Genomic DNA, 26767 nt, shown 5'->3' with positions numbered 1-26767 from the left:
GGTTCAGCCCTCCGCCCGAAGAACATTATTGGCCCAATTCCTTCTGAAGTTCCTCCGCTACGGCCTCTGGAGTGCTTCCTCCTGGGGTAGTCAGTCCTTGAAGGCCGTTCTTGGTTGCCGTGACTACGGTGGCTGGCATCACGATGTCATATACCGGAGTAACTTCCTTAACATCAGCAAATACACCCGTCATCTCTTTGAACAACGGATCGATATCCGCTGGCGCTTCCACATTGGCCGGAACCATGTTTCCGTCCCGGATAATATTTTGGTACGATTCCTCGCTGTACATGAATTGCAGGAATTTCTCGGCCGCCGCCTTCTTGGCGTCATCCAGCTTCGCGTTCAGAACAACCCCCTGATTTGTCCCGCCCGGCATGGTGGACATGCTGCCCTTGCCTCCCTCGATTTGCGGGAATATGGCGAAGCCTACTTCCAAATCCGCGGCTTTGTCTTTGGAAATTTGCTTCGCTCCCCAGCTGCCGTCTATATACATGGCGGAATTCCCGGAGAGGAACAGATTGGTGGCTTGGACATTGTCAATACTGTTAAGATCGACGTTAAAAGCTCCCATATCAGAAAGCTCCTTGATATCCTTCAGAGCGGTCATAAATTCCGGGCCGGTAAACTTCTGTTCTCCCGACTTGATTTGCGCATAAAGACTGGAACCCGAAATTCTTTCGTTAAGAGGGGAAAGCAGAGACGCCAACAGGACGCTGCCCGTTTTATTGCCATAGGCGATAGGAGTAATATTTTTGGCTTTCAGATCCTTCACCATCGCTTTGAAAGCATCATACGTCTTCGGAAATTCGGAATAGCCCGCGTCTTTTAGTATTTTTTTGTTGTAATAAATGACAGTAGCATATGAAACCTCGCCCGGAATCCCGTACTGCTTGCCATCGACATTAAATTCCTTAATTTTGGAGGACGGTAAAAAATCTTCCTTCCAGTGGCCCATCATATCGTCAATCGGCATCAGCGCACCGGAACGAGCGATCTGTTCGAACATGGAGCCCCCACCGATCATCAGAATCAAGTCGGTCAGGTTGCCCGCAGCCGCTGTTGTATTCAATTTGACTCCATAATCATTGTAAGGAATAGTTTCAATATCCAGCTTAATATCCGGATTGGCTTTCTCGAAAGCCATTGCATTTTTATAATAGACGCCTGTAAACGGATCTGACTCCGACCAGGTTGTCATGAATGAAAGTACTACCTGCTTCTGCTCCGTATTGCCCGCGTTACTGGAGGCAGTATCTGTATTCTCCGGTTGGCCGCAAGCCGACAGGACTCCAATCATCGCAGTCACCAGCAAATACACCCAGAATGTCTTAGCCCATTTCATCTTCATTAACAAGCCTCCTAATTTTGTTTAGCAAGCAAAGACGACTGAATTTGACCCTTAGTTCGACCCTTCCCCCTTTTGTCTGAAAATTAGGCTGACCCCTTAGCTCCCTTTTATGTCAGTTAACTTTATGTCAGTTAAACTAACCTGGAAATCAGGCTTGTCAGAATTAATCACACCTTAGCATTCTTTCATTTTCCGAGACATTAGACAGTCTGTAAAAAGGCTACTATTTAAATTTTGCGATAATAAAATTGTAAATAGTTTATGTGGCAGCAGCGGAGGAATTTGGATATTTATCCGAAAAAACGCATAGAGCCGCCACAATTAATGTGACGGCTCTATGTGAACTTGATGTTCGCACCGATTAGTACGTATTCCATTTGGAACGATTTATCAGCCTCCGCATCAAGCGGATATTTTACTCCCCCTGGCTTCTAAAACTCTGAACCCCGCACCTTAGCGTACACCTTAGTATCGCCCAGCTCTCCGTTCTCCGCCAGCCGGTTGTTTCTCAGAATGCCCTCCAGCGTATAGCCCGTACGTTCCGCCACGGACGCGCTTTTGACGTTCTTCGCGTTACAGCGGATCTCGATCCGGTTCGCCGCAAGTTCGCGAATGGCGAAATCGGTAATTCCTTTCACTGCCTCCGTAATATATCCGTTCCCCGCACAGGAAGTCCTGATCCAGTAGCCGATCTCGAAGCTGCGGATATCCCAATCGATCCGGTGCAGGCCGCTGCAGCCGATGAACTCTCCGGTAAGGTTATTGAAAATTCTCAGATGCAGATCCGAGCGCTTCAGGAAATCCAGCCGCGTCTGCCGGGCGAAGGCTTCCGATTCTTCCATGGTGGGAGCCTTTCTGGCAAAAGGCATCCACGGACGCAGCTCCTCCAGGCTCTCGATGATCGCTTCGTTCATCGCGGCTCCGTCTCCCCACAGCGGGGCGCGGATCAGCAGCCTATCCGTCTCTAAGCTCTCGGGAAAAGAAATCATAATCGGGTCGATTGCATTCTTCAAGGCTTATCATCTCCAACGTCTTCGGATTTTACAGGTTATCCTCCTAAGCTGATCCGCATCCCTGTACGCGCCAGCTCCACATTTTCCGGCAGGTTGTAGGGCTTCCTCAGATCCACATCATGCGACATATGTGTATAAACGGCGCGGCGCGGCTGCACATCCGCAAGAAGCACCGCCGCCTCGGTCATATCATAGACGGAACGGGTCGACAGCTCAGCTTCCTCATGGTAAAAGCTTGTACCCAACACAAGCAGATCCGCTTCCCCCATTAACCGGGTCTCCTCATCCCCCAAGGAAATTGAATCCGGGCAGTATACCCAGGCATAGCCTTCCTTTTCCAGCCGAAAAGCGTAGGAGTAGCCGTTCTTGCCGTGATTTACCCTCCAAGCAGCGATTTGCCATCCGTCCAGCATTATCCCTTCATCAAGGGGCATCAGCTCGATCTGGCTTCCCAGCCAAGGATACTGCCGCAAAATGACCGGAATGACCTCCGCCGGCGCATACAGCTCTCCCTTGATCCCCGTCCAGCGGCAGGCATCCGCCCATTCCGGCAGACCGCCGATATGGTCGAAGTGGCCATGGGTCACCAGCAGCCTGCGCATGACGCGAATATTCAGCGCCTCCATCTGCCGCCGCCAGTCCGGCCCGCAATCGATTACGAAGAAATCGTCTCCATTATCCACCAGCACGGAGGATCGCAGCCGAGCGTTCATTCCGCCTGTTCTCGCTTCCTCGCATACCGGACAGCCGCAGTATACTCTTGGCGTACCCATGGCGTCGCCCGTACCCAAGAACATTAAAGTATCCATTCTCGTTCTCCCCCTTCTATCCTCGCTCAGAATGTATAATCTTTCTAATATTATAAAATAGGAAACGCTATCTGCATAATCGGTCGCAACTCCTAAGCGAGTCAAGGCTGTTCAACGAGATTGGGGCTGCACGCAAACAATTGGTTATCTCAGGCTCTAGATAAAAAGCAGACCGTTCTCTGAAGAACGGTCTGCTGATACTCTTTTTAAATCCCCGCAAGCACCTGGTACCATACACCCCGTTTCGAGTACAGCGTGCTCCGCACCTTGTCCCATCCGCCCAGGTAGCTGATATCGAATAATCCCGGGGGAACAGGGAACCGGCTCTTGTTCGCCTCGTACACTTCTTGGTCAACGGGCCGGAATCCGTGCTTTGCGAAGATCTCCTGCGCCTCAGACGTCAGCAGGAAGTTCACGAAAGCCTCGGCCGCCTCCCGCGTGCCATGCTTATCGACGTATTTATCGACCACCGCCGCCGGATTCTCAATCAGAATTGTATCCTTGGGAATGACCACCTCGTACTTCACGCCCTGGGCAATCCGTGCCAGCAGTTCATTCTCATAGGTTACAATAACATCACCCACGCCATACTCGAACGCAGCCATCGATGCGCGTCCGCTCTTATCCAGCGACTCCACATTGGCGTGTACGCTTGTCAGAAAGCTCTTGGCTGCCGCCGGGTCCTTAAGACCTTCCTTTTCCTCCGACTGCTTCAACCCCGCGCCATAGATTGCGTTGATATCCCACTGCGCGCCGCCAGAGGTCTTCGGATTAGGGTACAGCACTTTGATGCCGGGTTTGGTCAAATCGGCAAAATCCTTAATTCCCTTCGGGTTGCCTTCGCGCGTCCCTATCACGACAACCGAACGCGTCACCATGCCGTTCTCGCCCCGCTTCTTCCAGGATGAGTCCACAAACCCCGCCTTGACGAGCTTGTCGACATCGCCCTCCATCGCGAGAAGCGTCACATCAGCCTCGAACCCGCCGGCAATTGCCCGGGCCTGGGTTCCTGAAGCCTCGTACGACTGCTGGAACGTTATCGTCTGTCCTGTTTCAGCCTTCCACTTCTCCGCAAACAGCGGCAAAATATCCGCCATCGCATCCTTTGCCACGCTGTATGCACCAATAACTAGAGTTACATCGCTTTTTGACGCCGCGTCCGCCTGGCTGCTAACTTTATTCCCGCAGCCGGAGATTGTAAGCGCCAGCAGCAATACGGCAAGCCATCCGTGCAGTTGTCTGCTCCTTTTGAAATGCTTCATTCCAAGCCTCATTCCTGATAAAAATACCCCACAAAGTGATCCCGATGCTTTCAAAGCTAGCTGCCGATTACTTTGCGGGGGGATTCTTATATTTTAAATGTATACCGGCATCGGGTCTTCCTTCAGGCTGTTCTCCTGAATCCAGCTGCGCTCGTCGTTAAACAGGTATGCGCGGTGCACCAGTACGGCAATCTCCTGCCCCACCTGCAGCGTCTCCTTCTCCAGTGAACGGTAGGTTACCAGCTTGTGGCCGTTCACTTCCACCTCGACCAGCCATTCACTGCCCCGGAATTGCAGATGCTTGACGATTCCCTTCTCGGTTGCAGAAGCCACACTGAACTCCTCGCGATCACCTACCTCGATGTATTCGGGACGGATCAGCGCTTTCGTAGGCTGGCTGCCCTCAGCAGGCTTGAACCCTTTCAATTCGGCGGCGTTTTCGATCAGAGTAGACTCGCCGATAAAGGTTGCCACGAATGTCGTCTTCGGCTCCTTGTAAATATCCCATGGCGTGCCCTTCTGTTCCAGACGGCCCTGGTTGATAATCATAATCTCGTCAGCGACTTCGATTGCTTCGTCCTGGTCATGCGTCACGAATATCGAAGTGATTCCGACGCGTTCGATCAGTTCCCGCAGCCAGGAACGGAGCTCTTGACGAATCTTGGCGTCGATCGCAGCAAACGGCTCGTCGAGCAGCAGCAGCTGCGGCTCCGGCGCAAGCGCCCGGGCGAACGCCACCCGCTGGCGCTGTCCGCCTGACAGCTGCTGCGGATACCGTTTCTCGAAGCCTTTAAGCCCCGTCAGCTCCACCAGTTCCATCACACGGTCGCGGATGAAGCTTTTATTCGCTTTTTTCACTTTCAGCCCGAAGGCAATATTGTCGAATACCGTCATATGCTTGAAAAGCGCGTAATTCTGGAACACGAAGCCGATCCCGCGCTCCTGCGGCGGCAGATTGTTGACTACCTGGCCATGGAAGACAATTTCGCCGGCATCCGGCGTTTCGAGGCCTGCCAGCATCCGCAGGATCGACGTTTTACCGCCGCCGCTCGGGCCAAGCAGTCCAATCAAATGACCTTTCGTAATTTCAAAGCTGACATCCTTTACCGCATGAAAATTGCCAAAATGCTTGTTCAGACCGCGTACTTCCACGTGCATGATTAACGCACTTCCTTTCTTTTCTTGCTCCATTCCATGAGCAGTAGAAGTCCTACCGAAAAAGCGGCCAACACCAGCGCGACGCCGCCCGCCGCCGTTACATTAAAGTTCTCGACATCCTGGTAAACCAGCGTCGTCGCGGTCTGGGTCTTGTTCATAATATTGCCCGAGACGACCAGCACGGCCCCGAATTCACCCAGCGAGCGGGCAACCGTAAGAATGACGCCGTAGATTACCGCCCATTGGATCGAAGGCCAGGTCACCTTCCAGAAGGTCGTCCACCCATGCGCTCCAAGCGTTGAAGCGGCCTCCTCCTGCTGTCCGCCGATTTCCTGCAGAACGGGCATCACTTCCCTGACCATCAGCGGAAATGTGACGAACAGGGTGGCAATGACCATTCCGGGGAAGGCATAGACGATATTGAAGCCAATATGTTCAAACACCGCACCGAGTGCGCTGTCCGGACCGAGCAGCAGGACGATCATCAATCCGCCAATGACAGGCGACACCGCATACGGCAGATCGACAATACTGTTGAGCAGACTCTTCAGCCGGGAGCCCAACCAGTCAGCCCGAACAAGATACAGAGCCGTCATAATGCCGAACAACGTGTTCAGCACCGTCACCGCTATAACAACCAGAGCCGTCATCATCAGCGCATGCAGCGCCTCCGGCCTTGTCAGGGCCTCCCAGAATCCAGAAAGGCCCTGGCTGAAGGCACCCGTAATCATCTTGCCCAGGGGAGCGGCTATCAACAGAAAGAAAATGATATATGTTAGTCCAATCCACAGCCGTCTCATCATCTTCTCCCCCTCATCTGTGCCATATTGATCAGCCAGAGGATCAGGAAGGATAGGGTCAGCAAAATGATGGATACGGCCGCTGCTCCCGTAGGATTGTCGCTCTCCACCTCTCCATAGATGAAGACCGACGAGACGAGAGTACGCCCCGGAATATTGCCCGCTACCAGTACTACCGCTCCAAATTCAGCCAGAGCTCTGGAGAAGGCAAGCATGCCGCCTCCAATCATTCCGGGTGCCATTGACGGCAAAATAACCTTCCGGAATACCCGAATGCCCGTGGCTCCCATCGTGTAGGCTGCCTCTTCCTCGGAAGGGTCAAGCTCTTCCAGCAGCGGTTGTACCGCCCGGATCACAAAAGGAAACGTTACGAAGATCATCGCAATCACAATGGCCGGCTGATGGAAGACGATTTCCAAACCTAGCGATTCCGCCGCTCCTCCGATCAGGCTTCCCGGGCCGAGCAGCAGAAGAATCATCAGTCCTCCAACTGCAGTCGGCAGAGCGAATGGCAGATCTACCAGACTGTTAAGCAGCGGCCTTAGGGGAAATTTGTAGCGGACCAGCACCCAGGCGATCATAGTGCCCAGAGCGACATTGATAATGGCCGCAATAAGCGCCAGTCTCAGTGTAAGCAGCACAGATCGCCAGGCGATCGGGTCAGATATGCTTTCGACAAAATTTTTGAGACCGAGCGAAAATGAGTTGTAGTAGACGCCAAGAATCGGAAGCACGATTAATACGACAAAATACAGCAAAATTGTGGATCGGAATCCCCAGGTCCATCCCTTGTGTCTTAGCAGTGAATTCAATAGTTAAGTCCTCCTACCTCCGGTTGACGGGTCGGTATACTAGCCATGTGCCGATAAATAATTCCTATTAATATACTGGGTTTAATAATTATCACTACTTTACCACTGACCTCTTGCCACCGTCAATTACTTTTGAGCCATTTTAGGTTAAAATAGTTCTTGAAAGGGTTTGAAACCGATTAAGAAAGGGGAAGCCGCCATGCTGCATACGTTCGAGATTTCAACAAGCAAGCGGGATGAACTGCGGGATATTACCAGAGAGGTCATTTCTTATGTAAGAAAAAGCGGCGTGCAGAACGGAATAGCGGTTGTATATTGCCCCCACACGACCTCCGGCATTGCAATTAACGAGAACGCCGATCCCGACGTGAAGCATGATGTGCTGATGCGTCTGGATGAGGTATTTCCTTGGGAGCATCCAAAGTACCGTCATGCGGAAGGCAATACGGCGTCGCATCTCAAATCGATTACAGCGGGTCCATCCCAGAGCATCATCATCCATGAAGGGGAGCTGCTGCTGGGACGGTGGCAGGGTATTTATTTTTGCGAGTTCGACGGACCAAGACGCCGGCAGTATTATGTGAAGATCATTGAAGGATAGTTTCCGGGCACAAGTAAAAGGCCGATTTCGGAGTAAGACACCGAATCGGTCTTTTACTTGTCTGGCAATTTTTGCTTTTACAGGGCAGAGGAGCACTCGATTACCAATGCACAGCCGTAAAGCGCAAAAGGAAAAAAATATACATTACAAACTGCGGCACAGCACCCGGACATGCGATAACGCCGCCGATTTCACATCGTCAAACTTGATTTTGTCCTGAATGTAATAAGAGATAAATCCGTGGGCAGACAAGAACAGGGTCAGCGGCACACTCTGCCAATCTTCCGGCACATAGCCCTCTTCTTTTAGATAGCGGCGCACCATGCCGGAGAACAGATCGAAACATTTCCCCTGTTCCGCGCGACAGTAAGCCAGCAGCTCCTCATCCCGGATCATGAACATAATTTCGTATTGATATGGGTGGTCCAGCCCGAAGCGGATAAACTCCAGCATCAACTGTTCCACTTTGCCTACTCCTTCTTCCGGAGGTCTATTCATCGCCTCGCCGAGCAGCGTCGCCACATGATTGAAATCATCAACCACAATGGCATAGAACAACTCCGCCTTTTCCTTGAAGTGATAATAGAGAGATCCATGACTGTATCCCAGATGTTGACCTATGCTGCGCATGGAGATGGCCCGATAACCCTTGGTAATGAAAAGGTGTCTAGCCGCCTCCAGAATCCTTTCTCTCGACAACTCCTGTTCCACTGCTCTTCTAGCCATAATTTTATTCCCCTTCGCTGTAGTAAAGCTGCCTGCCTTCCGTTACAACCGCTTGTCCTTGGGTCAAATCCGTTATCCATGCCTTAAAGGCATCGGCATCTTCATTCCGCGGCAGACATGTCAGCTTAACCTTGTCAGTGAACTCCGTTTCGCCAGTCTTTGATCCGCGGGTCCTTAGTTCATTCTCGACCTTGCCGAGCCAGGTATAGTCCAATTCCACAAACACTTCACGGTGCAGAACGCGGGTGATGACCTCGCCGGCTTCAAGCGCCAGTACGGCGCCGTCCGTGTAGGCCCGAATCAGGCCCCCCGCTCCAAGCATGATTCCACCGAAGTAACGTGTAACGACTATAGCCGCATTTTTGATGCCTTGGCTGCGAATGACCTCCAGAATGGGCTTCCCCGCCGTACCGCTCGGCTCCCCGTCGTCCGACTGCTTCTGAATTTCGTCCCGTTCCCCGATCATATAAGCGGAACAGTTATGCGTGGCATTCCAATGCTTTTTCTTGATATCCTCAATAAACTGATTGGCTTCTTCTTCCGTCTCTACCGGCATGACATGTCCGATAAATCGCGACTTGCGGATAACGATTTCCTTGGAACCGGAAGAGCGCACTGTCCGGTATTGTTCCAGCATAATACATTCATTCCTTATTCCCTATGATGACTTGATATATACGAGGAGCAGCCCGCGGTATTGGATTACCTATGGACTGCTCCCAGTGGATCGCTTAGTTATGTTATGTCGTGGAGAGATCGCGTACTACTCGGTAAGTCTGGCTTCCAGTTCCGCTTTTTCTTTCTCGTACCCCGGCTTGCCGAGCAGCGCGAACATGTTCTTCTTGTACGCTTCTACGCCCGGTTGGTCGAACGGGTTGACGCCAAGCAGGTATCCGCTGATACCGCAGGCTTTTTCAAAGAAGTATACGAGATAGCCAAAGCTGTAAGGCGTTTGATCCGGGATCGTGACAACCAGGTTTGGAACTTGCCCGTCCGTATGCGCAAGCAGCGTGCCTTGGAACGCCTTCTTGTTCACGAAGTCAACGGTCTGTCCGGCCAGGAAGTTGAGTCCGTCCAGATCGTCCGGATCGCTCTCAATTGTAATATGTTCCCGAACTTGATCCACTTGGATAACCGTCTCAAAAATGTTGCGGTTGCCCTCTTGAATGAATTGTCCCATCGAGTGCAGGTCTGTCGAGAAATCCACGGAGGATGGATAAATGCCTTTGAAGTCCTTGCCTTCGCTCTCGCCGAACAGCTGCTTCCACCATTCCGATACGTAATGAAGCGACGGCTCGTAGTTTACGAGAATTTCCGTCGTTTTGCCTTTGCGGTAAAGAGCGTTGCGGACGGCTGCGTATTTATAGCTCTGGTTAGTCGCCACATCCGGATTGTTGAACTCGTCAGCGGCGGCGGCGGCGCCTTTCATCATTTCTTCGATGTCGATGCCGGCAGCGGCAATCGGCAGCAGACCAACCGCGGTCAGTACGGAAAAGCGTCCGCCCACATCGTCCGGAATAATGAACGACTCATAACCCTCTTCGTTAGCGAGTGTCTTGAGCGCGCCTTTTGCCTTGTCGGTTGTAGCGTAGATACGCTTGCGAGCTTCTTCCTTGCCGTATTTCTTCTCAAGCTCAGCGCGGAACACCCGGAAAGCAATCGCAGGCTCGGTAGTCGTGCCGGATTTGGAAATGACGTTGACCGAGAAATCCTTGCCTTCAAGAAGATTAATCAAATGGGTGAGATAAGTCGAGCTGATATTGTTTCCTGCAAAATAAACTTCGGGAGTCTTCCGCTTGCCCTTCTCCAGATTGTTGTAGAAAGAATGGGTCAGCGATTCAATCGCTGCGCGGGCTCCCAGGTAAGAACCGCCGATGCCGATAACGATCAGCACATCGGAGTCGCTCTGAATTTTCTTCGCGGCCGCCTGAATGCGGGCGAACTCTTCTTTATCGTAGTCGTGGGGAAGATCAATCCATCCGGTATAGTCGGAACCTGTGCCAGTTTTGGTATGCAACTGCTCATGGGCTAATTTGATGGGCGCTGCAAAATAGTCGATTTCGTGCTGATTAATGAAGGATAGGGCTTTGCTGTAATCAAAACTGATTTTTTTGGACATCGTTAATGGAACCCTCCTGTTTAGCTATCGATTTGACACGAATTGTAACAACTTTATAATAGGATACTTTAATTTCCCTGGGCTGGCAAGGTCCTATGGCACAGGCAAAAGTATCAATTTGGATAATACCGAGCCTTGACGGAAGCGTTTCCTTTGCAGAAGCGGCTTTTGCGGGTTGGAACCTCTCTCCAGCTCGTGCTAAAATAAAAAAGATTAGGCTGGAAGTCCGGGGGGAAATACTGATTTCGGAACAGGTCTAGTCCTTCTTCCGCAGTTATTTCCGTTCTTCTGCTACCTCTAATAGCAAAGGTGTGAAATTTTATGAAACAAATCGGATTTATCGGACTCGGAACGATGGGGGCGCCTATGGCCTCCAATCTGCTGCGCGGCGGATTTCAACTGACGGTGTATAACCGCACGGCTTCGAAATGCGATCCTCTGGTGAAAGAAGGCGCAACAGCTGCTGCTACTCCGCAGGCAGCCTCGGAAGGCAAGGATGTTATTATTACCATGGTCAGCAATGACGATTCGATCCGCGAGATTTTTTATGGTCCGGAAGGCATACTGGAATCTCTGAAGCCGGGCGCGGTGGTGATTGATTCCAGCACCATCTCTCCCGGACTTGTAAAAGAAATTGCGGCCGCCGTCGAGAGCAAGGGCGGGCATTTCCTCGATGCTCCGGTAACCGGCAGCAAGCCGGGCGCGGTGGAAGGCACGCTCGTATTTATGGTCGGCGGCAGCGCTGATATCATTGAAGCTAATCGCGATCTGTTTGACGCTATGGGCAAGCTCCTGCTGCATATGGGCGAGAACGGCAGCGGCGCGGCGGCGAAGCTGGCCCATAACGCGATGGTCGGCATCCATAACATCGCGCTTGCCGAAGGCTTCTCCATCGCGGTGAAATCCGGCGTACCAGCGGACAAATTCCTGGAGCTGATACGGAACGGCTCGGCTGGAAGCAAGCAGGTTGAACTGAAGGGCCGCAAAATTATCGAGGGCGACTTCAGCAACCAGTTCTCACTGGAGCTGATGCTCAAGGATCTGAAGCTCGCATCGGCTCTGAGCGATGCCAATGGCGTGCCTACTCCGGCGCTGGAATTGGCCAAAAGCCTGTTCCAATCGGGCTACTCTCAGGGTTACGGCGAGGAAGACCTCTCGGCCGTCGTCAAAACCTACGAGGCCTGGATCGGTCAAAAAATAGGCGAATAAGCGTAAAAGCTTCCGAAATATTCAGAGATAATAAATAGACTGCCTCTATGCAGCATTTCGATCTGCATAGAGGCAGTCTGTTTTTTGGTATTCTTCCGCTTTCGGAAGAGCTTCAAGCTGGAACGCTTAATTTACCGTCTCGCAGATTTCACGAATACCTGCATCTACCGCACCGAGATGCCTTCAGCGCTTGCGCCAAGCGGCTGTACCGGCACTGGCGAGGCTGCCGGCGTCATCTCCGGTGCCGGGCTATCCGGCTCGGCGTTCTCAGGCGCAGCGGATGGTCCTTCCTTCGCGTTATCCGTCCCCGTGGATTTCACAGGCCACCGAAGAACCGCTTCACGGCCGTCAATCCACCATTTTCCTTCTCCTGAAGCTACCCGCAGCCATGTGCCTAACCTGCCCGTCACTTTAACACTCTGCTGGGACAAAAAGGCCACCTTCGGTGCAAAAGCATCAGGATATTTGCGCAAAGCGGTTGCTTGCTTGATATCGGCGTCCGCATCGATCTCTTCGACAATACCGAGATGCCCGGGAGCGGGATGAATCCATCCGGCGCCGCTTCCCGTCTTGATTCGGTACCAGTCGCCTTTGCGCGCAAGCGTCAACACCTCCTGCGAAGCGATAACGGAAGAGGATGTGGCGGCTCCCGCCCCCGGATATACCGGCGTTTCTGTGAGCAGGCTCATTTTTTGATTAAGAATCTGAACACTCTGCCGCTTCAGCCAAAGTTTATAAGCCTGCGAAGCTGTATATAATGGAACCTGCCTGTTCTCGGCCCATATATTCCCGAAGGCACTCAGCGGCAGGCTGCCCTCTCCCGCGTAATTTCCGATCTCAATGGTAAATCCCGGACGTTCGAATTCCTGAATGAACCAGTCTTTATAGCCTCCCCCCGAGGGATTCTTTTCCGGCCGGACAAGACTATACCCAGTTAACCGTGCCAGTGAGGAGGCGATCTCCCGATCGCGCACCAGATTCGCGGCAAGTGTATGGTAATGCCAGAAAATAATTCCGCCGGAGCTATGGTAAGAAACCGTAATGTCCGGGTCCATTTTATAGGTAAAATCCATCATCATTTTCACTTCAGGCGCCTGAACAGGCTTTATCCCGCTGTAATTTTGATAGTTGGGGTAATGGACGGCGTTTTTCATCATGCTCCAATTCGCCGGGTACTGGCGGTTCAGGTCGAGTCCCTGCATGTTGGCCTTCCACCGTGTAAAATTGGCGCTGCCTCTGTTATAGCGGTTCAGCAATGCGGTTGCCTCTTTCGGCAGACCGGCGGTACCCTGCTGGGATAAAGTTACACCGTCCGGATTAACCATTGGTACGATCCAGATGCTGACATGGTTCAGTATCTCCCTGACATCATAGGGTCCAATCGGTTTGTCGAGATAGTAGCTTTGAGCGTATGTATCGAAAATTTTCATCAGCAGCGTGGTCGTCATCCATTCCCGGGCGTGATGCGAACCGTTCAGGAACAGTACAGACTCTCCGCGGCCAAGCTTTACAGCCCACAACTCTCTCCCGTACGCGGTCTTCCCCAAGGTCTGAACGGACACCAAGTCGGGATACGCTGCGGCCAATCTTTCAATATCCCGCTGCATAATGGAATAGGAATAGACTTGTTTCGGATTTACAATATTGGCCTGAGCCTGGGCCCTGCCGGGCTGAAAGATAAATAGAAACAGCAGAAAAATGTGGCATAGAATAACAGAATAATGGATTGACTTATACGGCATTAATTTCAGCGTTCCCAGCCCCTTAGATCGATGTATGAATCTATCATTATATTCATCGTCTCCGGGCTGCTATTTTTGAATATTTGAATATAACAGTTAAACGCGTATCGGGTAAGCACAAAGGGTGAATTGAGGAATTCATTCGATTTTCGGCACAGGAGAGAGCAGAGAGAAAATAAAATAAGCTGACGCCGGTTGAATACCGACGCCAGCTAGCTGCCTAGGGCTTTTTTCTATAGTCCACTAATAGGGTCTGACCGATGTTTCCACAAGTTCTCTCTGTGATTTACAGATTCGGGTAAGAACAGCAGTAATCAGTAACCGTGAATACTTCCAGCGAAAACTTCGAATTGCCGGGCACATGGAAGGTCTCCGCGCCGTCAATCTCCTGCCATACTTCCGAACCGGGCAGCAGCACCTTCAGCTTTCCGGACAGGATCTCCATCGTTTCCGGACCGTCCGTGCCGAACTCGTACACGCCAGGAAGCATGATTCCAAGAGTAACCTTGAGGCCGTCCTCCAAAATTACCGTGCGGCTGGTTACTTTTCCATCATAGTAAACATTGGCTTCTTTTTGAATGGTTGCATTGTTGAATTGACTCATCTCTTTTTCTTCCCCCTTGAATTCCCGATTATCCCAACATTATTCTACAGCAAAGCCTTCACGCGGTTAACGACATTTTCCACAGTGAAGCCATATTCTTTGATGACTGTGTCGCCAGGTGCGGAAGCGCCAAATGTTGTGATGCCGAGAATATCGCCTTGGTCGCCGACATAGCGTTCCCAACCGAAGGTTTGAGCCATTTCGATCGCAAGACGTGCTTTGACATCCGGCAGGATGACGGAGTCGCGGTATGCCTTGTCCTGCTTCTCAAACAGATCCCAGCTTGGAAGGCTGATTACGCGTACGTCAATTCCTTCTTCTGCCAGGGCTGCTTGGGCTTTAACAGCCAGCTGCACTTCGGAACCTGTAGCAATGATTTGCGCCTGAGGCTTGCCGTTCTTGGCATCGGAGATGACATAACCGCCGCGTTTGATGTTATCGCGGACACCTTCCACCGTACCGGACAGAATCGGCAGGTTCTGGCGGGTAAGCACGAGCGCTACCGGATTCTCCTTGTTCTCCACCGCATAGGCCCATGCAGCGGATGTTTCGTTCCCATCGGCCGGACGGATAACGGTAAGCCCCGGAATGATGCGCAGGGATGCCAATTGCTCAATCGGCTCATGCGTAGGACCGTCTTCGCCGACGGCGATGCTATCATGTGTCAGCACATAAGTAACCGGCAGCTTCATAATGGCAGCCAAACGGACCGCCGGACGCAGATAATCCGTAAAGACGAAGAATGTGCCGCCGAATACTTTCAATCCGGTATGCAGCGCAATGCCGTTCATAGCCGCCGCCATACCGAATTCACGGACGCCAAAATAAATATTGCGGCCGTCGTACGACTCCGGCGTGAAGGAAGCCAGACCGTTGAGGTGGGTCATTGTGGAGCTCTCCAGGTCAGCGGAACCGCCGAACAGTTGCGGCACGCCCGCAGCCAGACCGTTAAGAGCATTACCGGAAGCCACACGGGTGGATACGGCTTTGTCTTCCGCTTTGTATAGCGGCAGCTTGGCGTCCCATCCTTCCGGAAGATCGCCGCTCAGCACCGTTTCAAGCTGTGCAGCCAGTTCCGGATAAGCCTTCTTATATGCCGCGAATTTCTCGTCCCATGCCTTGTTTGCGGCAATTCCTTGTTCCTTCACTTCGGCAAAAAGGGCGCGGACTTCATCCGGCACGTAGAAATCCTCTTCGTATACCCATTTGTAGAACTCTTTGGTCAGCTTTGCTTCTTCAGCGCCGAGCGGAGAGCCGTGCGTTCCGCCGTGTCCGCCTTTGCCCTGCTTGTTCGGACTGCCGTAGCCGATCACGGTCTTCACTTCAATGAGCGTAGGCTTGTCCGTGATTGCTTGGCCTTCCGCAATCGCCTTGCCGATTGCCGGAAGATCGTTGCCGTCCTCCACGCGCAGCACATTCCAGCCATAAGCCTCAAAACGCTTGGCAACATTTTCGGAAAAGGACAGGTTTAGCTTGCCGTCAAGCGAAATATCGTTTGAATCGTACAGCACGACCAATTTGCCCAGTTTGAGATGGCCTGCAAGCGAAGCAGCTTCTGAGGAAATTCCTTCCATCAAGTCGCCGTCGCCGCAAATCGCGTAAGTATAGTGGTCGATTACATTATACTGATCTTTATTGTACGTAGCGGAGAGCTGCGCTTCCGCGATCGCCATACCGACCGCCATAGCGATGCCTTGCCCGAGCGGACCCGTCGTAGCGTCGACACCTGCCGTATGACCGAATTCCGGATGACCGGGAGTAAGGCTGCCCCATTGACGGAACTGCTTCAGTTCTTCCATCGGGAGATCGTAACCACTGAGATGCAGCAGGCTGTACAGCAGCATGGAGCCATGGCCGGCAGACAAGACGAAACGGTCGCGGTTGGCCCACGTCGGATGCTCCGGGTTATGATTCATCGTCTTCGCGAAGAGCTGATAGCCCATCGGAGCAGAACCCATCGGCATACCGGGATGGCCGGAATTCGCTTTTTCAATCGCGTCAATGGCCAGTGTACGAATCGTCGTGATCGCCAGGTTGTCGACTGTGGAGTTTTCATCCTTGTGGATCGCTTGCTCTTTTGCCTGTTGTTCAGTCATTCAAATTGTCCTCCTCTATAAACCTCAAGAATGTCATTTTGACTATTATTGTATCACTAATGTGGAAGCATTTCCAATGTTTTTGCCGGCTGGACGCTCCAACATTTAAGTTTCGCAGCTTGGATTCTTTTTTATACCGTGACCGATGCAGGTTGATACTAATCATTGGAGTATTCTATTTAATCCGATGGCTGCGGAAATACTGGCTCCAATTCTCCGAGATGGTAACCGTGACTTTATCGATCTTCGTGTTGTATTCGTTCTTAGCCGTAAAGGTGAAGGTCAAAGGCCCATTCGGCAAATGTTCGAAAGAAGGGTCATAGAGCTCCCCGGTCCAAAATGTCTTGTCGCTATCAGAAGGACTAAGCTGCGCCGTAAATCCGCCGTCCATAGTTACGTCAATCGTATCCGGCAGCCCGGTCGCGTCAGCCTGAAGCACGAATTTCTCCCCGGCCCAAAATATATTATAACCACGCGGCTGCTCCGTGTCTCCCGATATCTTTAAATTGTAGCTCTGCCGATTGGCGTTCCATTCTGCCGTGTGCTTTACGCCGCCCTTTACACTCAGCAGATTGACCATAAAATATTTGCGCGGTGAAGTGGTGCTCCAGTCAAAGCCGTCAAAAACCTCGACCTCTACCGCATACTTATGGTTCTCCACTAATGCACCTGCCGGTACGGTCCACTGCTTCAGACTGGACGCTTGCTCCCCGGACTGAACGACGATACTGCCGGTTGCCGCATCCAGTATGCGCACCCGGTACCGCTGCTGCTCATCGCCGTCATCATCGGTATAGCTCCATTTCATAATCGGTGTCATCGTGCTGGCGATGGTCGGCTTGGCTGCTGTGTCGCTGGTTGGAAAGGTGAGATTCACCACAGGAAGCCGATTTTTTACAATGAACGCATGAGAGACTTCCCGCCATAACCCCAGCGAGTCGGTTACTACCTGGCGGATCGTAAATGTATCGTTGGTCGTGAATTGTTTCGTAAAGCTATCAGATGAACTGATTAAACCTTCAGCTCCACTACTCGGTTTCAGATAATATTTATAGGTCAGACTGTCGCCCTTCGGCTGATCATCATCATGAGCCGTGCTAGTAATTTGCAAAATATCGGTCCGATAAATCGGCGTTAGGATTGCATCCTTTCCGGTGTCTGTTACTAAGGAGAAGCCAGGAACCGGAGGGTTATCGATGATGAAAGCTCTTTCGTTGGATATGTCAGACCAGTTATTCTTTGAAAAAGCCCGACCCTGTACGGAATAGAATAAAAACCGCTCAAACGATTGATCCGGCATCTTTAATTGACGTGTGCTGCCCGTACTGTCCGTATTTTCTACACTTTTGGCAAGCAGCCCGTCCTTCGTGAAAAAGTCCAACCGGTACTTTTCCTGTGCATCATTCTCCGGATCAGCGTAGTCCCACTGGATGACCGGGTCTCCCTCTTTCTCCGCGTCGATAATGGACGGATTATCCGTTGTTCCGGCTGGGGCGGTCAGCGTCATGGATGGCGGCAGATTCTCTTTAACATTTACAATTAAAGTGGCCACATTGGATTTATCGTCCACCTGATCTACTACCCAATGTTCCAGTGTATAAACTCCTGTCTGCGCAAAAGAAACATTTATATTTGCTGTATTGTACATTTTAATGCTGCCGTCCGCAGCGGTTACCCGCCAATAATATCGCAAGCTGCTGACATCAGAAGGATCATCGTCTGCATCGTTTGCTACATACGTCAGTGTATCGTTCACAAAGACCGTGTCGGCACCTGATATGACTGCCGTAGGAGCATGATTTTTGACAACAAAGGTCTGCGTGGCGTTGGCACTTAAAGATCCATCGGATGCGGTTAACCGCATTTCCCAACCATCGGATATCGTTTTCTTGGGACTTATTCCGTACCAGTCAATCAAATTTTGAACCTTAATTGTTTGATCGCGGCTGTTTCCCGAATAGTAATATCCGCTCCCATCAACACGCGTATTCCAGGCATAACTAAGGCCGTCTCCATCCTCATCGGGATCTGGCGTTTTATTTTCTATATTGATTATCGTGTCCCGGTAAACCTCGGTTGGCATTTGAAAATCCGGGGCGGGCGGGTGGTTCATCACGGTTACATATTGGCTGAAAGGCTCAGACCAAAGACCTCGGTTATCATGCACCTTCAAGGTGATTTGGTAACTCCCCACTCCAAAATTAGTCATGCTAGGAGGCGCCCCTGCTCCTCCATACGTGTACCAAACTTGCTGCCATCCGTCCTTGACTACCTTCCACTCATAAATATCCAATGGATCGTTGTCGGGATCAAAGGACTTGTCCTCAATAGTTGTAGCCTTTGGGTAAGACACCTGATTCGGAGTTACCGTAAACATTGCCACAGGAGCAAGATTCCCTGATGCCGATCCAACCGTCCGCACACACCAATCACTCCATACGCCTAAATTATTCTCGTCGTCGATATCCCGGACACGCAGGCGGATAGTGTAATTTTCGGAAGTGGAAAGTGCGCCAGACGGTGTTCCATCTGTCCAAATTTCTTCCTCCCCTTTTCTATACTGCCACTGCCAATCGATGATGCCCTTGTCCGTCCGCGACGTATGGTCCAGATCGTATGAGCTGTCAGCTAATTGCAATCCTCCGTTTACTACCTTGGCCGTGAAAAGAGCGATCGGCTTTCGATGAACCTGAAATCTTACTTGAGTCAAGCTGTCCCTAGCCCACATCCGGAATTCATCAAACCGGTCATCCCATTTGGGAGTGTCCCTCGGCTGATAGCTTGCCACATAAAGACCGGATAGAGGAAAGGAGTCATATGGCGAATTTCGCCAAAGTCCTGTATCGGAGATACTGCCCATACTATTGTCGAAAAAGTTAGGATCTTGATCATAGCGAAAGCGCTCCGTATACTTGGCATCCCCTTCGATGTCCGAATAGGTCGTTCGAAAATCCGAAACCGGAGTATTGATCAGCAAAAAAACATTGCGCTTCAGCCTTTGCCTAACTCGTAAGGTTAAGGTGGCTGTTGACGAAGCAGCGTTCATCGGGTCAACCGCTTTTACATATATCGTGTAGTCACCGGGAGGTATACTATCTTGTATGGTATCCAGCCCTATACTGAAATAATTGTTAGAGAACGCCTGTGCGATGGTTGTTTTTTTATAGAAGACATTAGGTATTTCGGCGCTCACAGTGACATCATTATTATCAGGGTCTTGAACAAAGCCCTCGATATTTAACGTATTTCTCCCTTCATCATTAAACAAAGTTTGGCCATCCGGTGTAGACAGAGATAAAGTAGGCGGATTATTTGGAATAAGATCATATTCCATTTCTTTGAGAATAGAAAAGTTCTCGGACCATGAAGACCCGTAAAATCCCATATTTTGATCGTCAGACACCACTATTCGAAGTTTTAATTTAGTAGGAATATTTGGCAATACTCCTGACGGTGATTCCCAATAGTTCCAATTATCCACCTTTTGATTAAAGCGATCATATGCTCCTTCGGTAATGTTTTTATATACGTCGGTGGTTTCATACATATAAAAATCAACAGGAGTCATACTGTATCCAAGATTAGCAATAGTAGCAAACCCTGGAAATTCCCAGTTAAATACATGTACCCAAGGAACCGGGCCGTCATCAACATCATCTCTCATATCCACTTGCATATTCCATGTAAAGTTGGAAGATGAGTATTCCCCGTCCCTCTTCATGGATCGCTTAAAGTGATAATTAACAGGAGTGATCTCATAACTTACTACTTTGGTTATTTTATTGTAAACAATATTTTTTATAATGGTCTCTGGCGCATCTATTGAAAACCACCCTGTCGCAGTCCCGAGATAACCCGGCCTCACTTGCTTTGTCTCACTCCAAGCGGACATATGAATATCGGCAAAATGAACGACATCCGTATCCAATGCTTTCGCCACATTATGTTTACTCGGGAAAAAATCCGGCCATGAAACAAAAAATATGATAGTAGATAATATAAGTATGAGAAATCGAGTTGCTCTTGCCTTTCTTTTCATTTTCTCACCTCTCCAACCCGAACCCATCTTATCATCCCTTTCCTTTACCACGCCCAATCACCTTCAGGCGCTCGGTTTTTAACGGTAATAATTCTTTCGGTTGATGGCATACTCGACGAGTCGGCATACTGCCGGTCCGCAGAAGTGATAAATGCATCGATGGTCGGTTGACCGAAACCCTCGTATGCGGTGTGCCGAATCTCATACCTGCCAACCTCATAAACCGTAAGCGTAAGTCTGTGCTCGTTATCATTACTGAAAATCACCCATGATTCATCATCAAAACTGCCGTCATTATCCGAATCATAGCGGTATTCCCACGTTCGTTGATCGATAAAGTCATTGTCGGGAGAGAAAGACATATCATCAATGGATATCTTCACCTTGTTTCCGTCCGTAGGATCACGGTAGACCTGGGTGGGAACGAAAAAATAAATGGTCGGCGGCTCGTCTGGAACGATCTCAAAAGTCAGTTCGCTTGTTGCACTATAACCCAAAGTATTCTCAACATAGATTGTTGCTTTATAGGTTCCCGGCTTCTTAAATAAAACGTCCTTCTGCGTCACTCCATCTAGCGATCCGGAATATTTAATATCTGCGTTGCTTCCTCCAGATACGGCTGTAATGGTCATTTTGGTTTTGGAGTCAACCAGAGGGTAGTGTGTTGGGCTTTTGCTTGTATTGATAATCGTTACTTTTCGGTTTTGTTTTTTCGTTCCCGAAACTTCAAGGCTGGCCTCTGGAACAGGCTTGATGACTTGCACAAACCCTCCAGCATTGCCGGTCATCATGTCGTCGTCCACAACGGTCAGGCCAATCGTGTTATTCCCCAATTTACTTTCCGGATACCAAAATTTCGTCGTGGATTTCGTTGGATCAGAGATGCCGGACACATTAGCTCCAGGCGCTTCAAAAAAATACCCGGTGATTTCACCGTCCGGATCGTACGAACCCCCGCCGCTGGCTACAAAGTCTTCTCCGGCTTTGACGACTGGAGGAACGATGAGCATAGCTACCGGAGGTTTTCCCTTCGGAGTAGGCGGTGGTGTCACCGTTGTAAAACTCACAGTTGGAGTATTTTTATAGAGTTCCACTGTCGCGGATAGTGGCTGTTCTAGTGATGATATTTGTCCATTTTTCGTTGTTATAGGATTTTTGAATCGAATTAATACTCTTAAATCATACTTTTGCTGGAAGTTATCCGAAGTTACGGCTGAAGCTGGAATAGTAAAATCGAAAGTCTTATTGGTGTTAAGCGTTTTGCTAAATTCCTTCTTGATTTGAAGGGTGCTGACTTTTCCCTGTTCTTGTGCGTACAATACCCATTCCTGAATATTGGCACTGTCCGTATATTTCAAAAGTTCACCACGAAGGGAAAGCTGCACATCTACGTTTTTGTCTTCAAACTTGGCCGGGTTCGGGTTCGGCTTGAGAACGGCGACGGTGCCGTTTAGTGTTACGTCATCAGGGAGGCCGTATTCGAAGCTTACGCTGCCGCTGTAGTTATAGGTGGTCACTTTGGCGTCGGCGAAGAAGTGATATGTGAAGGGAAGAACGTATCTTCTTCCTACGACCAGAGGACCAACAGCAACAGAGTCGGGAACATCCTCGGGTTGATAATTATGACTTCCCGGTGCTGTGTAAGAGATAATGAATTGATTATTTTTTATATTTACTGTTGTATCCGATGGCGGATAGAAGTTGTTCAACCGAATCGTGCTTTGAATAATATCATTGTTGTCGATTACATCATAAGCACTTCCGTTATACCATTTGATATAGTCCATCAATACATCAGAACGGGTAACTACTCCTGGAGTTTGAGGTAAGTCATAAGGAATAGAGGAACCAGAACCTCTTACTATTGAGTAATCATTGACATTTCTATCAATGTTATATTTATTAACTTGCCAACGTACTCCATCCGAATATCGCCAAATGGAGTTCCCGGGTCTTGTATCATAATCCACTCCATAGGATGCTCGATATCCCTGGACATTTTCAATAATTTTAGTTTGCTTAACGCCATTAAGGGTGATTTTTATTTTTCCATTCTCCACCGCTAGGCTGACAACAGAATTAGAACCGGTATATTTCAGCGTCCCCGTTTTAATGGATGCAGCAACTACATCAGATGGTAGATCCAAAAAAAACGTTTTTTGATCATTGGCTGAACCGGTAAGTGACTGTGTAGGCAATGCTACTGACTTGGTTAGAGTATCTGCTGCAACTGCCGAGTTTGAGAAGCCCGGCAGAACGCAGATAAAACATATGAAGAAGATCCACAGATGATTTTTCATTTTCTATCACCTATTCTCTTGGACGATCTACGATAAATTTTTCAGAGAAAGACCCATTAAAAAACAAACGAATTGCAAAGTAGTTGAAGCTTCCTTCATAGACATATCCTTCGTAAGCAGTCAACTTTTCTCCGGGTTTTAATTTAAATGACCAAAGAGCAGAAGAGTTATTCTTCTTGTCTGCTACAAACCGGGGCATGGCAGATCCTAATGCACCTGAATCTTTCATGCTTAGAAACCACTTATCTGTAACATCACTAGCATTCCGCTGAACAACCTTTTTACTATTATTCGCAATCGTAATCTTCGTCCAGACAAAATACTGTGGATTCCGGAAGTAGTCGCTGTACTTCCCATACCCGTACTTGTTCCGGATCGCCTTTGCTTCCTTGGAATCAATATCATAGATCATGATCTTGTGCAGCGTGTAGCTCAGGCCCCCGGCTGTCACCGTAACAGGAAGCTCTATGTTCTTTTTCAGCCCATACTTAAACAGGTTATCCGTCATAACCGGAACCGTCGCCTTAGCCGCAGGCGCAGTCGCCACACGCGGCGCAGATGGATTCAAGCCCTTTGCCGAAGCTCCCCCTACCGAAAAAATTTGCGTAAGCAGCAGTGCGGCCGTACTTACTTTCAAAATCGTCTTTTTCATCATTGATCTCTCCTTAAAATAATATTTATGTGATTTATCGGCAAAGACTCTCGTTCATCCGAAAGCTCCTTGCCGATAAACTGAAGGGCAATGAGCAGTGGCCCGGAACCGGAACATCCGGCAGACCCAAACCGCGTCATTGTCCTTCAAATGGATAACCCCAAATCCAGACTTCTACTTGTTATACTTGTACTCCTGAATCGCCGGCACCTGGATGTCTTCCTGATTTTTGGCTCTTGCGATCAGCACCGGATGCCTAGTCTTTATAACGGCAATTACAGAGGGTCCTTGTATATACTTCGTAATTCCGTAACGGCTGTCTTCATAGAGGAACGGGAAGGCAACACCCGAGGATTCATCGATCACTTTGAACTCGACGACTTCCACTTTGGAACGCAGGCGGCTGCCGGCCCGGGGAGTGAGACTGTCATCCAGTCCGAGATTGGCTTCAAGCGTTTCCTTAAAACTTGCTTCCGCCGCACCCTGATCGATGATCAGCCGTCCTTCCGCGCGTTCCGACTCGTCCATTTCCTGGGCGGCATCGTGAACAGCCATGTTGTTCGCATGTTTGAGCAGTTCCCGGTCGATGTCCCATTCCTGATTCTGCGCCTGAAAAAACCAGGCATAAATAAAGATCAGCAGCACAAATGCAAGCTTGATAATGTAATCCATAATGTCACCTTAATCGAGATATTCGCTCATAATGGAACCATGGCCGTAATAATATGAAGGCTGCGTCCCCCCGGAAAAGTTATACGGAAACATGGAAATCCGCGGAACTTTGACGTACACATCAAGTCTCGTTTCTCTTTCTTGAACCGTCTCCGCGCTGCTGGTAATTTCAATGGACGATTCCGAAAATCCCAAAGCCTTCAGATTGTTCACGACCTCGCTTCGCATACCGGCAGTCACCATTCCTTCGGTTGCGGCCTTTTGTGTAATGTAAGAGGTATTGGCCTTGATCTGCAAATCCAGCAAATAATCGATGTAGGTAAAGATCGGCTGCAAAATAATAAACAAGACCAGCCACATAAACAAAGCCCGGAGAACAGTCGCCTTCATGGTCTAAACGCGTACTCCTTTCAAACGCCGTAAGATCGACAGGACCAAAAATTCGGCTAGTATTGCTCTACCTGCTTTGTATGGGCGATAATGTCATCCTGGCTGCCGCCGATCATCCCAGTGGCGGACGTGATGAAGATTCCGGCAATTACAAATCCGATGGCGAGAAATATGGCGACAGAGATCGAATCTTTTTTCATCGTCAGTTAAGCCCCCAGGCGAAATGGTACGTCAGACATCTGATCCGCAGGGTTAAGCGGCTGCGTCATGCTGACCGCCGGCACAGTCGGTCGGTTATCGTCGGCATCGTCTATTACATCCCTTACGACCGGAATCAAAACGGCGATCACGATAGCGACACACAGAAACCCGATTGCGATAAACAGCCCCGTTGAAATAGCATCTTTTTTCATTGTTAATATCTCCCTTTTAATTTTATTTTTTTATTTGCTGATTGAATATGACATATCTTTATTGAAACAGACGAATCTCATTAAAATTCCCTTTGATCAGCATGATGTACTGCATGGCTAATGTTACAATCATCAAAAAGGTGGCAATCGACGGAATCACGTTAATGATCGAGGAAATGTCCCCAATCAGAGACCATTTTCGCAGGTATTGGTCGCTGGATATTTTGGCGATCATCTTACCCTGCTCCCGCAAATAGGCGGCGGCCTCCGTATCATCATCCATCCCCTCCGTAGCCAGCAGAATTGACCTGATATCGCCGATAAAAGCATGGCCCTCCGGAAACCGGTCGCAGAACCATTCGATTGCCCGCTCCGGCCCCTCATCGACCGCCCGTTCCGATAGCTCGTACAAATCATGTCGGATGTGGACAAAATGTCCGGCAGCCCCGGCGCAGAAAGCGCCAAACTGCACGTATCCCCGCCTTCGCAGCCTGTTATTCTCATACAGCCGGAGAAACGAGATCAGTTCGCCATCCTTTTGAACGACGGATCTCTGATGCAGCCAGGAGAGCAGCCAGCCGAACGGAAGATAGCGGGCAGGGCTCGTAAAGCCGATTATCAACGCGGCGATAAGCAAATCATATGCGCTAAACGGCAAGCCGCGGATATAGTCGCCGAGCACTTTTACGAGCAGATAGAGAAAAGCCGCCGAATAACGAAACAGAGTGATTTTCCGGGCGGATACAGTCAAGCCGCTGGCATAAAGAATCTGCTGAAGCCTGCCATTTTCCAGCCGTTCTCCGAATCCTTGCCACCTCTGCTGCAGACGCAGCATATACCGCTCCCTTTTCCCCGTGCTGCTGACGAACACAAGTAAAGCGAGATAGACGATTCCGATTACGGCGGTTAGTACAAATAATCTGTCCATACATATCTCCTCAATGGTAATCGAGTTTCGGCTTGGCCAGTACGCTGCTGATCACAAAGGACAGAAACAGGCCTGAGACAATCACCATCAGAAAAGTCAAACCGGCTTTGGTCTGAAACTGCAGACGAAAATAGACGCCGGGCTTCAGCATATACATGAAAGTCCCGATGGAAAAGAACAGCACAACCAAATTGCCATATAGCCCCAGACTGATCGCATCGCGGCTGTTCGCCTTGACCGTCAGAATCGTCTCCCGCTGCTGCTCCATGGAGCGGTTAAGCATCAGCAGCGAATTTTTCAGATAAAAACTGCCTTCCTTCTCGCAGTACAACAGATCCGAGACGAATTCGACGGCAAAAGTGGTACCGACCGCTTTGGCAAAACGCTGCGCTTCCTCAAAAAGCTCATGCTCATTGCTGTAATTTGCGAAGGAGGAAGCCAGTATTTTTAACGGGTTCACAAGTACATTGTCTTCGCCCAAAAAATCGGCGGTTTTGCCCAGCAGCGCGTCGACAGGCAGGTGCGTAAACTTTGCGGCGATTTTCACCGCATCGAGCAGATGATAGCTGCCTTTCACCTTGTTATGCGCATAGACATACCGGAGCCGCAGGTAGGGCATCATTCCGGCGAGGACCGCCAGAAACAGAGGCAGCCGCCACCAATCCTGCAAAGGACGGCCGCTATCAAACGACACTCCCTCCAAAAAAGGATTATGAAAGGCCAAATGTCCAGGAAGCTCGCGAAGCGTCAACAGACCGGACAAGAATACGGCAGCAGCCAAAATACCTGACCGCAGCATGAACCGCAGCACGGTGATTCCCGGCTCATAGTTTCGCTTGGCAATGTAGAGCAGGTTGTCCAAATGTCCGTAAAACGGCAGGTTTTTAGGGAGACCACCAGCCTTTTGTCCGAGAAGCTTCCTTCTGCGAAGGAGAAGGTGATTCATTTGGGCCGCAAAATGCCGGATGCCCTGTTCCGTCAGCGGTTTAATGAGCAGCCAGATCCCCCAGCCGATCAGCAGATGCAGCGCAAAGCGCAGCAGATAAAATACTCCATTCACTGTCATCACCG

General features: G+C 50.0%; 24 protein-coding genes. 2 read left to right on the top strand and 22 right to left on the bottom strand.

Annotated elements, in window-relative coordinates:
• Positions 1-25 precede the first annotated feature (25 nt).
• The 7 genes from KP014_RS10005 to cysT all read right to left on the bottom strand — a co-directional run bounded on the left by KP014_RS10005 (position 26) and on the right by cysT (position 7205).
• Positions 26-1351 (bottom strand): extracellular solute-binding protein, encoded by a 1326-nt coding sequence (locus KP014_RS10005; protein WP_036593346.1) that lies wholly within the window; start codon positions 1349-1351, stop codon positions 26-28.
• A 431-nt stretch (positions 1352-1782) separates the two neighbouring features.
• Positions 1783-2340, bottom strand: a complete 558-nt coding sequence (locus KP014_RS10000) for a GNAT family N-acetyltransferase (protein ID WP_036593362.1) — start codon at positions 2338-2340, stop codon at positions 1783-1785.
• A 59-nt stretch (positions 2341-2399) separates the two neighbouring features.
• Positions 2400-3173 (bottom strand): MBL fold metallo-hydrolase, encoded by a 774-nt coding sequence (locus KP014_RS09995; RefSeq protein WP_036593347.1) that lies wholly within the window; start codon positions 3171-3173, stop codon positions 2400-2402.
• Positions 3174-3379: 206 nt separating this feature from the next.
• Positions 3380-4435, bottom strand: a complete 1056-nt coding sequence (locus tag KP014_RS09990; protein WP_090834014.1) for a sulfate ABC transporter substrate-binding protein — start codon at positions 4433-4435, stop codon at positions 3380-3382.
• A gap of 93 nt (positions 4436-4528) precedes the next feature.
• The gene (locus tag KP014_RS09985) at positions 4529-5593 is read right to left on the bottom strand and encodes a sulfate/molybdate ABC transporter ATP-binding protein (RefSeq protein WP_025696825.1); all 1065 of its coding nucleotides are present in this window, start codon (positions 5591-5593) and stop codon (positions 4529-4531) included.
• Between the two features lie 2 nt (positions 5594-5595).
• Positions 5596-6393 carry a sulfate ABC transporter permease gene (locus KP014_RS09980; protein ID WP_036593104.1) on the bottom strand — a complete coding sequence of 266 codons (798 nt, stop codon included), beginning with the start codon at positions 6391-6393 and terminating at the stop codon, positions 5596-5598.
• Positions 6393-7205 carry a sulfate ABC transporter permease subunit CysT gene (gene cysT / locus KP014_RS09975; protein WP_036593105.1) on the bottom strand — a complete coding sequence of 271 codons (813 nt, stop codon included), beginning with the start codon at positions 7203-7205 and terminating at the stop codon, positions 6393-6395. The genes KP014_RS09980 and cysT overlap by 1 nt, the downstream gene beginning before the upstream one ends.
• Before the next feature lie 199 nt (positions 7206-7404).
• On the opposite strand from cysT, the gene KP014_RS09970 reads away from it, so the two are divergent.
• Positions 7405-7806 (top strand): secondary thiamine-phosphate synthase enzyme YjbQ, encoded by a 402-nt coding sequence (locus KP014_RS09970; protein WP_036593107.1) that lies wholly within the window; start codon positions 7405-7407, stop codon positions 7804-7806.
• 144 nt (positions 7807-7950) lie between these two features.
• Here KP014_RS09970 and KP014_RS09965 read toward each other — a convergent pair whose 3' ends face one another.
• From KP014_RS09965 to KP014_RS09955, 3 genes are all read right to left on the bottom strand, one after another.
• Positions 7951-8532 (bottom strand): TetR/AcrR family transcriptional regulator, encoded by a 582-nt coding sequence (locus KP014_RS09965; RefSeq protein ID WP_036593108.1) that lies wholly within the window; start codon positions 8530-8532, stop codon positions 7951-7953.
• Between the two features lie 4 nt (positions 8533-8536).
• Positions 8537-9169, bottom strand: coding sequence for a YigZ family protein (locus KP014_RS09960; RefSeq protein WP_036593109.1), 633 nt, complete (start codon positions 9167-9169; stop codon positions 8537-8539).
• Between the two features lie 126 nt (positions 9170-9295).
• Positions 9296-10651, bottom strand: coding sequence for a glucose-6-phosphate isomerase (locus KP014_RS09955; protein ID WP_036593111.1), 1356 nt, complete (start codon positions 10649-10651; stop codon positions 9296-9298).
• A gap of 321 nt (positions 10652-10972) precedes the next feature.
• Here KP014_RS09955 and KP014_RS09950 point away from each other — a divergent pair, with 321 nt between their 5' ends.
• Positions 10973-11860 carry an NAD(P)-dependent oxidoreductase gene (locus KP014_RS09950; RefSeq protein ID WP_036593112.1) on the top strand — a complete coding sequence of 296 codons (888 nt, stop codon included), beginning with the start codon at positions 10973-10975 and terminating at the stop codon, positions 11858-11860.
• Between the two features lie 164 nt (positions 11861-12024).
• Here the strand turns inward: KP014_RS09950 and KP014_RS09945 are convergent, their stop codons facing one another.
• The 12 genes from KP014_RS09945 to KP014_RS09890 all read right to left on the bottom strand — a co-directional run bounded on the left by KP014_RS09945 (position 12025) and on the right by KP014_RS09890 (position 26756).
• Positions 12025-13602, bottom strand: coding sequence for a M14 family metallopeptidase (locus tag KP014_RS09945; RefSeq protein WP_051499791.1), 1578 nt, complete (start codon positions 13600-13602; stop codon positions 12025-12027).
• A gap of 286 nt (positions 13603-13888) precedes the next feature.
• On the bottom strand, positions 13889-14206 hold the full coding sequence (ppnP, locus tag KP014_RS09940) for a pyrimidine/purine nucleoside phosphorylase (protein ID WP_036593114.1): 318 nt from the start codon (positions 14204-14206) through the stop codon (positions 13889-13891).
• A gap of 44 nt (positions 14207-14250) precedes the next feature.
• The gene (gene tkt / locus KP014_RS09935; RefSeq protein WP_036593115.1) at positions 14251-16302 is read right to left on the bottom strand and encodes a transketolase; all 2052 of its coding nucleotides are present in this window, start codon (positions 16300-16302) and stop codon (positions 14251-14253) included.
• Positions 16303-16477: 175 nt separating this feature from the next.
• Positions 16478-20392 carry a glycoside hydrolase family 78 protein gene (locus KP014_RS09930; RefSeq protein WP_090834015.1) on the bottom strand — a complete coding sequence of 1305 codons (3915 nt, stop codon included), beginning with the start codon at positions 20390-20392 and terminating at the stop codon, positions 16478-16480.
• The gene (locus tag KP014_RS09925) at positions 20386-22641 is read right to left on the bottom strand and encodes a hypothetical protein (protein WP_139210578.1); all 2256 of its coding nucleotides are present in this window, start codon (positions 22639-22641) and stop codon (positions 20386-20388) included. The genes KP014_RS09930 and KP014_RS09925 overlap by 7 nt, the downstream gene beginning before the upstream one ends.
• Before the next feature lie 10 nt (positions 22642-22651).
• Entirely contained in the window at positions 22652-23296 is a 645-nt protein-coding gene (locus KP014_RS09920) for a hypothetical protein (RefSeq protein ID WP_175491822.1), read from the bottom strand.
• Positions 23297-23467: 171 nt separating this feature from the next.
• The gene (locus tag KP014_RS09915; protein WP_051499792.1) at positions 23468-23965 is read right to left on the bottom strand and encodes a hypothetical protein; all 498 of its coding nucleotides are present in this window, start codon (positions 23963-23965) and stop codon (positions 23468-23470) included.
• A gap of 9 nt (positions 23966-23974) precedes the next feature.
• Entirely contained in the window at positions 23975-24355 is a 381-nt protein-coding gene (locus KP014_RS09910; RefSeq protein WP_036593122.1) for a hypothetical protein, read from the bottom strand.
• 56 nt (positions 24356-24411) lie between these two features.
• Positions 24412-24555: a hypothetical protein gene (locus KP014_RS09905; RefSeq protein WP_175491823.1), complete on the bottom strand. Its 144-nt coding sequence runs from the start codon at positions 24553-24555 to the stop codon at positions 24412-24414.
• A 6-nt stretch (positions 24556-24561) separates the two neighbouring features.
• Positions 24562-24768: a hypothetical protein gene (locus KP014_RS09900; RefSeq protein WP_036593123.1), complete on the bottom strand. Its 207-nt coding sequence runs from the start codon at positions 24766-24768 to the stop codon at positions 24562-24564.
• A 58-nt stretch (positions 24769-24826) separates the two neighbouring features.
• Positions 24827-25696 (bottom strand): hypothetical protein, encoded by an 870-nt coding sequence (locus KP014_RS09895; protein WP_036593125.1) that lies wholly within the window; start codon positions 25694-25696, stop codon positions 24827-24829.
• Positions 25697-25706: 10 nt separating this feature from the next.
• Positions 25707-26756, bottom strand: coding sequence for a phage holin family protein (locus tag KP014_RS09890; RefSeq protein WP_036593128.1), 1050 nt, complete (start codon positions 26754-26756; stop codon positions 25707-25709).
• Between the last annotated feature and the right edge of the window lie 11 nt (positions 26757-26767).

The organism is Paenibacillus sophorae, assembly GCF_018966525.1.
GTDB classification, from domain to species: Bacteria; Bacillota; Bacilli; order Paenibacillales; family Paenibacillaceae; genus Paenibacillus_AQ; species Paenibacillus_AQ sophorae.
The sequence above is the reverse complement of the archived record's forward strand: the minus strand, read 5'-3'. Positions and strand labels throughout refer to the sequence as shown.